The 12294-nt window shown below is 36.7% G+C and carries 13 protein-coding genes; all 13 read left to right on the top strand.

What is annotated here, in order from left to right:
* Positions 1-4 precede the first annotated feature (4 nt).
* Entirely contained in the window at positions 5-1018 is a 1014-nt protein-coding gene (locus ACTYA4_RS10435) for an AAA family ATPase (protein WP_443481438.1), read from the top strand.
* Positions 1015-1878, top strand: a complete 864-nt coding sequence (locus tag ACTYA4_RS10430; RefSeq protein ID WP_443481437.1) for a DUF58 domain-containing protein — start codon at positions 1015-1017, stop codon at positions 1876-1878. The genes ACTYA4_RS10435 and ACTYA4_RS10430 overlap by 4 nt, the downstream gene beginning before the upstream one ends.
* Before the next feature lie 14 nt (positions 1879-1892).
* Positions 1893-3674: a vWA domain-containing protein gene (locus tag ACTYA4_RS10425; RefSeq protein WP_443481436.1), complete on the top strand. Its 1782-nt coding sequence runs from the start codon at positions 1893-1895 to the stop codon at positions 3672-3674.
* Positions 3658-6411 (top strand): VWA domain-containing protein, encoded by a 2754-nt coding sequence (locus ACTYA4_RS10420; RefSeq protein WP_443481435.1) that lies wholly within the window; start codon positions 3658-3660, stop codon positions 6409-6411. Before ACTYA4_RS10425 ends, ACTYA4_RS10420 begins: the two co-directional genes overlap by 17 nt.
* Before the next feature lie 107 nt (positions 6412-6518).
* Positions 6519-6851 carry a putative DNA-binding protein gene (locus ACTYA4_RS10415; RefSeq protein WP_443481434.1) on the top strand — a complete coding sequence of 111 codons (333 nt, stop codon included), beginning with the start codon at positions 6519-6521 and terminating at the stop codon, positions 6849-6851.
* A 12-nt stretch (positions 6852-6863) separates the two neighbouring features.
* The gene (gene ffh / locus ACTYA4_RS10410) at positions 6864-8216 is read left to right on the top strand and encodes a signal recognition particle protein (RefSeq protein ID WP_443481433.1); all 1353 of its coding nucleotides are present in this window, start codon (positions 6864-6866) and stop codon (positions 8214-8216) included.
* Between the two features lie 130 nt (positions 8217-8346).
* Positions 8347-8619, top strand: a complete 273-nt coding sequence (rpsP, locus tag ACTYA4_RS10405; protein ID WP_443481432.1) for a 30S ribosomal protein S16 — start codon at positions 8347-8349, stop codon at positions 8617-8619.
* A 13-nt stretch (positions 8620-8632) separates the two neighbouring features.
* Positions 8633-8863, top strand: a complete 231-nt coding sequence (locus tag ACTYA4_RS10400; RefSeq protein ID WP_443481431.1) for a KH domain-containing protein — start codon at positions 8633-8635, stop codon at positions 8861-8863.
* Positions 8864-9106: 243 nt separating this feature from the next.
* Positions 9107-9493, top strand: a complete 387-nt coding sequence (locus tag ACTYA4_RS10395; RefSeq protein WP_443481430.1) for a YlqD family protein — start codon at positions 9107-9109, stop codon at positions 9491-9493.
* A 10-nt stretch (positions 9494-9503) separates the two neighbouring features.
* Positions 9504-10022 (top strand): ribosome maturation factor RimM, encoded by a 519-nt coding sequence (rimM, locus tag ACTYA4_RS10390; RefSeq protein WP_443481429.1) that lies wholly within the window; start codon positions 9504-9506, stop codon positions 10020-10022.
* Positions 10022-10759, top strand: a complete 738-nt coding sequence (trmD, locus tag ACTYA4_RS10385; RefSeq protein ID WP_443481428.1) for a tRNA (guanosine(37)-N1)-methyltransferase TrmD — start codon at positions 10022-10024, stop codon at positions 10757-10759. The genes rimM and trmD overlap by 1 nt, the downstream gene beginning before the upstream one ends.
* Before the next feature lie 141 nt (positions 10760-10900).
* A complete protein-coding gene (gene rplS / locus ACTYA4_RS10380) occupies positions 10901-11245 on the top strand; it encodes a 50S ribosomal protein L19 (protein WP_141431197.1) in 345 nt (114 codons plus the stop codon).
* Between the two features lie 484 nt (positions 11246-11729).
* Complete coding sequence (gene lepB / locus ACTYA4_RS10375; protein ID WP_443481427.1) at positions 11730-12284, top strand: signal peptidase I; 555 nt, start codon at positions 11730-11732, stop codon at positions 12282-12284.
* The last annotated feature ends 10 nt before the right edge of the window (positions 12285-12294 follow it).

Below are 12294 nucleotides of genomic sequence, written 5' to 3'. Positions count from 1 at the left end.
TAGTATGATAGAAAAAGAGATGGTAGAACAAGATTATAAGCAAGCACAAGCGTTAATAGAAAATATCAAGTTGGAAATTAAACAATTTATCGTAGGGCAAGACAAAATGATTGATGAAGTATTATGGAGTATTATTGCGGGTGGACATGTATTATTAGAAGGGCTGCCTGGCTTAGGGAAAACAATGCTTATCCGGACTATTTCGGAAGTGCTTGATCTAAGCTTTGCAAGAATTCAATTTACGCCTGATTTAATGCCTGCGGATATTACAGGAACGATGCTATTGCAGCCTGATGAAACGGGAAAACAGCAGTTTCAGTTTCATGAAGGACCATTATTTAATCATATTGTATTAGCAGATGAAATAAATCGTGCAACTCCGAAAACACAAAGTGCCTTACTTGAGGCGATGGCAGAAAAAACCGTTACGATCATGGGGAATACGAAAAAGTTAGACCCTCCTTTTTTTGTTTTAGCGACACAAAACCCAATTGATATGGAAGGTACGTACCCATTGCCAGAAGCACAACTTGATCGGTTTTTATGTAAACTGGAAGTGAAATATCCGACAAAAGCAGAGTTGAAAGAAATTATCTTAAAAACGACCAATATGGAACAAGTACCTTTAAAAAGAATGGCCAATCTGGAACAAGTGCTTACCCTTCAAAGATTAGCAAAACAGGTTTTGTTTGCAGACCACATGCTAAATATTGCAGTTGCGATTCTTTCTGCCACACATCCTGACTCAGAAGATGCAACTGAATTAGGTAAAAAATACATTCAATATGGCAGCGGACCTCGAGGCTTGCAAAGTATGGTTTTAATGGCAAAAGCAAGAGCACTATCTTTGGGTCGCTTACATGTTTCTTTAGCAGATATCCGTTATGCAGCAGTTCCAGTTTTAAGACATCGCATCCTTTTGAACTTTGAAGGAGAGATTGCCGGAATTTCTACTGATGACGTAATCGAGGATATATTGCAAAACATAATCAGTTTGCATGCAGGAAAAAGCAGATGAACAATTATCAACAATTATTAAGCAGACTGCAAAGAAAAAGTTTGCAGCTGCAAAACAAAAAAAGAGGGATGCAAAACGGCAGAAGAAAGTCATCTGCAATCGGATCCTCTTTGGAATTTTCCGATTATAAGAAATATCAGCCGGGTGATGATATAAGGCAAATTGACTGGAATGTGTATGGCCGCACCAATAAAGCGTATATAAAACGATTTATGGATGAGAAGGAAGTGCTGATCAGCATTTTTTTAGATGCAACATTGTCGATGAAAGCGATCGCCTCAAAATGGGAGCTGGCAAAACAGTTGGCAGCAAGCTTAAGTTTTATAACGTTAGCTAACGAAGATCGTTTATTTTTTTCGACCCTGTCTTCTCCTCAAAGCTCCTTTTACAAAAAAGGGGCCGTGCATAGCAAAAGAACCTTTTATGAAATAATGGATATACAAGAGGAAAGTGCTACGGCAAGTTTTATTGAATCAGCACGAAATGCGATGGCTAAAAAACAACAACTTACTATTTTCATTACAGATGGATTAGAACCGATTGAAAAATGGAGCGAATTTTTTCAACGCGTAAACACTGGTCACTATAATGTTTGGTTTATTCAACTGTTAAGTGAAGCAGAAATAACTCCTGCTTATCATGGTGATATAGAGCTATTAGACAGCGAAGATCAATCGACTGTAAATGTAAGCATGAATCAACATATTTTAAACTTATACAAAAAAAGAGTAACGGAACATAATAAAGAATTAGCTTCACTTTGTGCAAAATTTGGGGTGCATTACATATTGGTAACTGATGCTAAAGATATTCAAACCATCCTGCTGCGGGATTTTAGTGCACATGGCTATATAAAATAAGGAGGAAGCTCAGCATGCAATTTGTTTATCCGCTCTATTTTTTCTTTACGATTTTTATTGCTGCGTTTATCCTCTTTTATTTTTTTCGCAAGCAATATACAAAACAAATGATTCCCTCTAATTTACTGTGGACAGAAGTTGTAAATGAAATAAAAGCGTCTTCTTGGCTTCATAAATGGCAAAATAATCTGCTGTTTTGGCTGCATCTCCTATGCTTATTATTGCTGTTATTCGCATTGGTGCAGCCTGTTACATGGAAGGAAGGATTAAAGGGAGAGCAAATCATTTTTTTATTTGATACTTCCGCTTCCATGGCAAGTAAGCCAAATCAACAAAATAAACTCGAAGCTAGCAAAAAGGAAGCGATTGAGATGGTTCATCATTTAAACAATAATCAATCGGTCACACTAATAGATGTAAATGATCAGCCGAATATTATGGTAAATAATGAAACAGACCAGAAAAAAATAATCAACGTCATCAATCATTTGGATATAACGTATGCACATGACAATTTCGATAAAGCAACACAGATGGCAGCATCGCTTGCTGTGGAAGGAAAAAGTGCCATTCATATCTTTTCAGATGCTGTTACAAACGAAACAGTGGCACAACATTTGCGAAACTTTTATACAGAGGTCCATAACGTTGGAAATGCAACGGATTCTAATCTTTCTATCTTATCTTTTGGCGTTGCGAAGAAAAACGAAAGAATAGCCGGGATAGCAATGGTTAAAAATCAAAACAACCAAAAAGAAACAGTACCGTTTCAAGTGGTCAGTGCAGGAGCGGTAGTATGGGAGAAAACGATTACCCTTCTTCCAAACGAACAAAAAATCATTACGATGGAATCACTGCCAAAAAAAGCTTATTATGAAGCAAAAATAAATATCGAAGATCAATATACAATCGATAATAAACAAACGGCTATTTTTACGAGTGTTTTATCCTCTATTTATGCACCAGATGCGGTAAATGCCTTTTTGTTAAAAGGTTTTTCTACAATCGGTTTACAAGTTGTGCAAATGGAGAAACAAGCGGACATTATGAAGAAAAAGGATGGCATTTATTTATTTAATGGTTCTTCTGTAGGGAAAAACATGTCACAGCCGCTTATCTTTTTTTATGAATCGAAAAATAAAGTGGCGTTAAAAGAAGAGTTGAAACTAGAAGAGGACACCTTATTTACCCATGTCGATATGAAAGATGTCTATATAAAAGAAGCCTATATAAATAAAGACAAAAACTTGGAGACGATCCTGAAAAGTGGAGATATTCCCCTTATTCAAAAAGGAAAAATAAATGGACAGCCGGTTATTTATATCAATTTTTCTATTCAAGACAGTGACTGGCCTCTGCATCCAAGCTTCCCAGTATTTTTGTATAATAGTTATCAATGGCTATCAGCACAGTCCAATTATATTGGTGATTTTCAGCCATTAGAAGAAAAATCGCTGAATTTAAATGCTAATATAAAGGAATGGGAAATATTTAATGAAAAAGATGAAGTGATTTCGTCCTATCGTCCTGACGAAGAAAGTTTTCAGGCACCTAAATATCCAGGTGTATATCAACTTACATCCGGTAATGCCGTTTTTTACTTTTCCGTAAATTTAGATGATCGGGAAAAAAATATTCAATCAGAAAAATCATTTTCAATTAATGATCAGACTGTCCAAAACACAGCGAAGAAAGTGGCTGTACAGCAAAATACAGTATGGTATTGGTTTGCTTTACTGACATTCGTTCTTCTTATTATCGAATGGGAGGTGTATCGACGTGCTAGTAGAATTTAAATACCCTTTCCTGTTTTTTTTGTTTTTGCCAGTTAGCATCATTCTGTTTTTATCGATAAAACAAATGAAAAATCGTGCCAATAAAAAAGAAGGATATTGTATCATCGTTCTTCGTTCCTGCTTATTTACGTTGCTCATTTTCGCTTTAACCGTTCCACAGCTAGTTATACCGCAGAAAAATGTCCCTGTCGTATTTTTGCTAGACAGATCTGCCAGTGTAAAAGGGTCAGCAGATACCGAGCTTAGCTGGGTGGAAAAAAGCATCAACAAAAAAAATCCAGATGATGAATACAGCATTATCTCCTTTGGGAAGAAACCGGTTGTCGAACAAATGATGGGCAAAGACGAACTGCGAATTACTAAATTAAGTGAAGAAGTGGGACAAGATCAGACGAATATACAAGCTGCTTTATCATTAGCTTCCAGCATCGTACAAAATAATGGTGGAAGACTAGTGTTGCTAACAGATGGGAATGAAACGACAGGCAAGGCAAAAGAGGTTGTGTCACTATTAAAAAATCAAGCTATTGAATTAGATGCTTATTTTTTGCAATCAGAAAACTATGAAGATATGGCGATAAGTGGCATTGATCTTCCTCCTACTTTATATAAAGGGGAACAAGCTTCTTTACATGTAACCGTGGACAGTAATGTTGCTAAAAGTGGGAAACTTCATTTATATGCTAATAACGAAAAAGTTGTCACGAAAGACATCGATGTAAAAGAAGGACAAAATGTATTTCCGATCAACATGAAGGTCAATCAAACGGGACTTGTTACGTACCGAGCAGAATTGGAAGTGGAAAATGATGCTTATACGGAAAACAATAAATTCCAAGCGGTAACAACGATTAAAACAACACCTAAAGTGCTGATTGTCCAAAATACTGAGGATGAATATGTGAAAAATATTTTGCAATCATCTGGATATGATGTGGATATTTTATCGCCTGTAAAACTTCCAACCTCATTAACTGGCTACCTTTCCTATCAATCGATTATTTTTAACAATGTACCTGCCACTTCTATATCAGAGAAACAAATGGCTTTAATTGAAAAAAGTGTAAAGGATTTTGGTACAGGTTTTTTAATGACAGGTGGAGAAGAGAGTTTTGGGCTAGGCGGCTACTTTAAAACACCAATTGAAAAACTGCTGCCTGTTGATATGGATATTAAAGGAAAAAAAGAAATGCCGTCATTAGGTTTAATCATCGTATTAGACCGTTCTGGAAGTATGCAAGGCAATAAACTGACATTGGCAAAAGAAGCAGCTGCGAGATCGGTTGAGCTGTTAAAAGACAGTGATACATTTGGGTTTATTGCTTTTGATGACCAACCATGGGTGATTGTCGAACCGAAGCCGCTTAAAAAAAAGTCCGCGGTTATTAAAAAAATCCGTTCTGTTGCTTCTGAAGGAGGAACAGAAATATACGCACCATTAGCAACAGCATATGAACAGATGGAAGAATTGGATGTGAAACGGAAGCATATTATTTTACTAACAGATGGACAGTCTGCTACAAATAATGATTATAATGCCTTATTAGAAGGCGGGAAAAAAAATAACATCACTTTATCAACTGTTGCATTGGGGATGGACGCGGATATTGGACTGCTGGAAGAACTTGCTGAAGTAGGCTCAGGGCGTTTTTATTCAGTTCAAGACTCTAGTGTTATTCCATCTATTTTATCAAGAGAAACGGTGATGGCTGCGAGGACCTATATTGAAAATAAGCCGTTTTATCCGATAATCCAACAAGGATATAATTGGTCTAGTCTTTTTCAAGATGGGGTTCCAAAAATGAATGCATATATAGCGACCACACCAAAAGGACAAGCACAAATCCCTGTTTTAAGCGAAAAAAAAGATCCGATTTTAGCACAATGGCAATACGGCCTTGGAAAGACAATGGCGTTCACATCTGATCTAAACGGCAGTTGGAACGGCGATTGGTCCCGCTGGTCAAAATGGGGAAGCTTTGTAAATAAAATGGTAACAGAAACGTTGCCTCAATACGATTCAGAGCCGTATTCTTTATCTGTAGATAAACGGGAAAATCAACATATATTATCGATAAACTCGGATAATTTATCGACACTCCCGGTAGAAGTTTCGATTGTTTCACAAAAAGGGGAAAAGCTTGATATTAATACAAAAATGACAGCCCCAGGCAAATATGAAGTCAATCTTGACGAAGATCCTGGATTATATTTTATTAATATTAAACAAACAGAAGAAGATGGCAGCGTATCTCTTTATCAATCAGGGTTCTCTATTCCTTACTCGAAAGAATATTTAGTAAAAGGAAGCGATGAAAAGAAACTTAAAGAGCTGTTAGCGATTTCGAATGGAAAAATACTGACAAAAGAGGCAGAATCTTTTCGACCGCTTCAAGACAAAAGCAGCAAGAAACAAGAGATTGCTTCCTGGTTGATTATGATCGCATTTTTGCTTTTATTCATTGAAATAGCAATTCGCCGCTTTGGATTAAAAATAATAAACTTCCCTTCCTTTACATTTAAAAAGGACAACGAGCAAAAAACAACACCAATACACAATAAAGAATTTTCGCAAAAGCAAACAAGTGAAAGACAAGTGGTAATGATGGGTGAGCCAAAAATATACAAAAAGAAAAAGGAAAGGAAAAAACAAACAAAGAAGAAAGCCGAAAACGCTTCCGATAGAGGAGATCATTTGCAGCAACTATTAGAAATGAAACGAAAAAATCAAAAATGATGAATGAACAAAACTGCGTCTTGTAAAGATAAAATCTTGACATGTTAAGATGTACTGTGTAAAATAATTGATGTAAAGGCTTTTGACTTAACACGGAGGTATGTTCGATGCTTGAAAAAACAACACGAATGAATTATCTTTTCGATTTCTATCAGTCGTTGTTGACACCGAAGCAACGAAGCTATATGTCTCTTTATTATTTGGATGACTATTCTCTTGGTGAAATTGCAGACGAATATGATGTAAGTCGTCAAGCAGTGTATGATAATATAAAACGTACAGAAGCAATGCTTGAAGAATATGAGCAAAAATTATTACTCCTTCAGAAGTTTCAAGAGCGTACTGTACTTTTTGCGCAAATGAAAGAGTTGTTAAAAAACGATACTCCTTCGGTTTCAGCGTTGCAGAAAGCAATATTAGAGCTGGAGAATTTAGATTAAGGAGGCGGCATAATGGCATTTGAAGGTTTAGCTGACCGACTGCAGAATACGATTCAGAAAATCCGTGGCAAAGGGAAAGTAAATGAAGCGGATGTAAAAGAAATGATGCGTGAAGTCCGCCTTGCATTACTGGAAGCGGACGTTAACTTTAAAGTCGTAAAAGAATTTGTGAAAAAAGTTAGTGAACGTGCAGTTGGACAGGAAGTGCTAAAAAGTTTAACTCCTGGGCAACAAGTTATTAAAGTAGTAAAAGAAGAGTTGACAGAATTAATGGGTGGAGAGCAAAGTAAAATTGCTGTTTCCAACCGCCCGCCAACAGTTATTATGATGGTTGGGCTGCAAGGTGCCGGTAAAACCACTACTACTGGTAAACTCGCTAATTTGCTGCGGAAAAAATACAATCGAAATCCACTCCTTGTTGCGGCAGATATTTATCGACCAGCTGCTATTAAACAGTTGGAGACATTAGGAAAACAGCTTGATTTTCCCGTGTTTTCTCTTGGCGATCAAGTAAGCCCAGTGGAAATTGCCAAACAAGCGATTGCAAAAGCAAAAGAAGACCATCATGACTATGTATTAATTGATACAGCAGGCCGTCTACATGTAGATGAATCTTTAATGGATGAATTAAAGCAAATTAAAGAACTGTCAAAACCTGATGAAATTTTCTTAGTTGTAGATGCAATGACAGGACAAGACGCTGTTAATGTTGCAGGCAGCTTTAATGAGCAGCTTGGGTTAACAGGGGTTGTTTTAACAAAACTTGATGGTGATACCCGAGGGGGAGCAGCCCTTTCTATTCGCTCTGTTACAAAAACACCGATAAAGTTTGTCGGTCTCGGAGAAAAAATGGACGCTTTAGAGCCATTTCATCCAGAACGCATGGCTTCCCGAATTCTTGGAATGGGCGATGTTTTAAGCTTAATTGAAAAGGCTCAGTTAAATGTGGATGAAGAAAAAGCAAAAGAGCTTGAAAAGAAAATGAAAAATGCTTCCTTCACATTAGATGATTTTCTTGATCAATTAGGCCAAGTACGAAACATGGGTCCACTTGATGAATTATTAAAAATGATGCCTGGAGCAAATAAAATAAAAGGCTTAAATAATTTGCAAGTAGACGAAAAACAAATTGCCCATGTAGAAGCAATTATTCGATCCATGACAAAGAAAGAAAAGGAACAACCAGAAATCATCAACGCAAACAGACGGAAGCGTATTGCAAAAGGAAGCGGCAGAACGGTACCTGAAGTAAACAGGCTGTTAAAGCAATTTGATGATATGAAAAAAATGATGAAACAAATGACCAATATGGGTCAAAAAGGAAAGAAAAAAGGTGGCTTTAAATTACCTTTTAATCCATTTTAAACAGGAAAAACCACAAGAATGAATGAAATTGATCAGAATGTAAAGTCTGACAAGAAAAAACACTTTACAAACTCGCAAACAATTGATAATATACTATCTTGTGTGAAACTATTCGGAGGTGCAATTTTAAATGGCAGTAAAAATTCGTTTAAAACGTATGGGAGCAAAAAAATCTCCTTTTTATCGTATCGTAGTAGCAGATTCTCGTTCACCACGTGATGGACGTTTCATTGAAACAGTAGGAACTTACAATCCAGTAGCAGAGCCTGCTATCGTGGACATCAACGAAGAAAAAGCATTACAATGGTTACAAAATGGTGCAAAACCATCTGATACAGTTCGTAACCTTTTCTCTAACCAAGGTATTATGGAAAAATTCCACAATATCAAAAACGGTAAGTAATCCGTTCTGGAAAATGAAAGAGCTTATAGAAACGATTGTTAAGCCCCTTGTTGATTTTCCAGATGATGTTCTAGTACAGGTTACGGAAGAGGATAATCGAATCATTTACTTGCTTTCGGTCAACAAGCTTGACATGGGAAAAGTAATTGGGAAGCAAGGGCGGGTTGCGAAAGCAATTCGAACGGTTGTTTATGCAGCAGGATCATTACAACAGAAGAAACTAATTGTTGAGATTAGCAAGTAGAATAAAGGAGGAGGGGAAACCCTTCTCTTTTTCTAATCTTCTAGGAAATTATAAACGAAATGAAGTTGTGGATAACTTAAGGGCTTAGTCAGCATCTAGCTCCAGCGCCTAGCCCCTGTGAAAGATAACCTCTTGCCTCTAAAAGTAAAAAACACTTTTTGAGTCAAGAGAACATTTTTCTTCGGGGCTGAACAAGGCGCCTGCGCTTATGTTCTTAATTACAAATCTTTCAGGAGGAAGTAAATGCAAATACTCCAGACTGTAATTGTAAAGCAAGTTCTAACGGAATCAACGAAAGAAAATTTGTTGGAAAAATATAAACAAACATTAGTGCAATTAGAGAAAGAATGTCAGCAGCTCCGTTTTGAAGAGAAAAAACAATCACGAAATCAACAGTTGTCAACAAACAAAATAAAAAGCTACTATAACAGTGAAATGAAAAAAAGATTGGAAAAACAGAAAGACATAGAGTTTCTAATCGATCAAATACATATACTACCATTGGGCAGTGAGCTAAAAGAACAAGAAGTTACAGCATTAGTGGAAATAAACGAAGGCGACGTTTGGCACGATGCTATTTCTTCTAAAACAATCATAGTAAAAGATGGGGTAGTAGAAGAAATAAGGTAGAGGTGAAGAAATGGAAAAATGGTTTAACGTAGGAAAAATCGTGAATACACATGGAATTAAAGGGGAAGTTCGCGTTATTTCACGCACAGACTTTCCAGATGAAAGATATAAAGTAGGCAATACTATTTATTTTTTTCAAACTGATAAATCAGTACCAATGGAATTAACAATAAAAAGCCATCGAGTTCATAAAAACTTTAATTTATTAACATTTGAAGGGTATGATAATGTTAATAATGTCGAGTTTATGAAAGGTGGATTATTAAAAGTTCCAGAAAGTTTTTTAGGCGAACTTTCCGAGAATGAATACTACTTCCACGAAATAATCGGCTGTACCGTGGAAACAGTAGAGGGAGAAGAACTTGGTACGATTACAGAAATTCTCACACCAGGTGCAAATGATGTTTGGGTAATAAAAGGAAAAAATAAAAAAGAACTGCTTATCCCTTATATTGAAGAAGTAGTCATGAAAGTCGATGTGAAAGAAAAGTTAGTGATTATTGAGCCGATGGAAGGGCTGTTGTCTTAATGAAAGTAGATGTTCTATCCCTTTTTCCAGAAATGTTTGAAGGCATATTTAATAGTTCCATATTAAAAAAGGCGAAGGAAGCAGAAAAGGTTACGTATAATGTCGTAAACTTTCGGTCGTTTTCTGACAATAAACATCAAGCAGTAGATGATTATCCGTACGGTGGAGGCGCTGGCATGGTTTTAAAGCCTCAGCCAATATTTGATGCTGTTCAAGATTTAAAAGAAGCAAGCGGTGCTTCTCCCCGTGTAATATTAATGTGCCCGCAAGGTGAAAGGTATTCGCAAAAAAAAGCAGAAGAGCTTGCTCAAGAAGACCATTTAATTTTTATTTGCGGCCATTATGAAGGCTATGATGAGAGAATAAGAGAACATTTAGTAACAGATGAAATTTCGATTGGTGATTACGTGTTAACTGGTGGAGAACTTGGGGCCATGGTAGTAATTGATAGTGTAGTTCGCCTGCTGCCAGGAGTTTTGGGCAAGGAAGCCTCACATGTTAATGATTCTTTTAGTACAGGCTTGCTTGAACACCCCCATTACACCCGTCCAGCAGATTTTAGAGGAATGAAAGTTCCAGCCACTTTATTATCGGGAAATCACGCACATATTGATGAATGGAGAGAAAAGGAATCTCTTAGAAGAACCATCGAAAGGCGACCTGATTTACTAGAAAATTATCCATTAACAGAACAACAAAAAAAACTAATAGAAGAAATCAAGAAAAGCCATGATTAGATATTGCTGTTCCATTCTTTTTATGTTAAGATAACACTTGTGACTTAATCCGATATTTCTCGGCAAAAGTCTTAAAACGATGTTCCGCTGCAAGAGTTCTCTTATGAGTGCAAGAGCGTCTGTTGGAAGGAGTTGAAAACGATGCAAAAATTAATTGAAGAAATCACAAAAGAACAACTTCGTGCAGATCTTCCTGCGTTCCGTCCTGGTGACACTGTACGTGTACACGTGAAAGTTGTTGAGGGTACTCGTGAGCGTATTCAGGTATATGAAGGTGTTGTGATTAAGCGTCGTGGTGGTGGAATTAGCGAAACTTTTACAGTACGTAAAGTTTCTTACGGAGTAGGCGTTGAACGTACTTTCCCAGTTCATACACCAAAAATTGCGAAGCTTGAAGTTATTCGTCGCGGTAAAGTTCGCCGTGCTAAACTTTACTACTTACGTAACCTACGTGGTAAAAAAGCTCGTATTAAAGAAATTCGATAATTGTTACCAAAAAAGAGCTTGTTCTAGTAACAAGCTCTTTTTTAATGGCTGTTTTCTCAAAGTTTGTTGTTTTTCACGTGAAAAAATGGGGAAAGAAGTACTCAGCAGACTGAATACGCGAAGACTCCTGTGGGAATGCGAGAAAGACGAGACCCCACAGGAGCGTATGCGACGAGGAGGCTCGACGCTCGCCCATGGAAAGCGAAGTGTCTTCAGGCTGCGAGTTTAAAAGCACATTCTATTCGAAAACAGCTTTTTTAATTGTAACCGCATAGATACTTGCTAATTTTGTTAGTATATTAATATGTACATACTCATCATCTGAAATTTTACTTCGTCCTCTTGTTTCGATTACAATAAAAGAGAAGAAGAAACTAGCTTAACATATAGGCAGGAAATGAAAGATTTACTGTGCTAAATAGTTAGATAAGACTTAGAAGAGCAATAACTTCTTTGATATGAATAACAAGGAATGGTGAACGTAATGGCAAAGAAAAAGAAAAATGAAGCATTAGAATGGGGTAAAGCGATCATAATTGCCGTATTATTAGCATTTGTAATCCGCTATTTTCTATTTGCCCCAATTGTTGTAGATGGAGAGTCAATGATGCCGACGCTTCATGATCAAGACAGAATGATTGTAAATAAATTAAATTACAAAATCAGCAGTCCGAAACGCTTTGATATTGTAGTCTTTCATGCGCCAGAAGGAAAGGATTATATTAAACGAGTAATTGGCTTGCCTGGTGATACAATTGAATACAAAAATGATACGTTGTATGTCAATGGGAAAGCATATAAAGAGCCATATTTAGATGAATATAAAAAACAGGTGATTGATGGTCCATTAACAGAATCGTTTACATTAGAAGAAAAAACCGGCCATAAAACCGTGCCTGAAGGAGAACTGTTTGTTATGGGAGACAATAGACGAGACAGTAAAGACAGCAGACATATCGGCACCATTTCCTTTGAAAAAGTATTAGGAAATACTAGTGTTATTTACTGGCCGGTAACCGATATACGCATAATTAAGTAAACTTGTTTCA

This window comes from Niallia yueguangensis (assembly GCF_052663115.1).
Note: the sequence above shows the minus strand (reverse complement) of the source record. Positions and strands in the feature narration are given on the sequence as shown.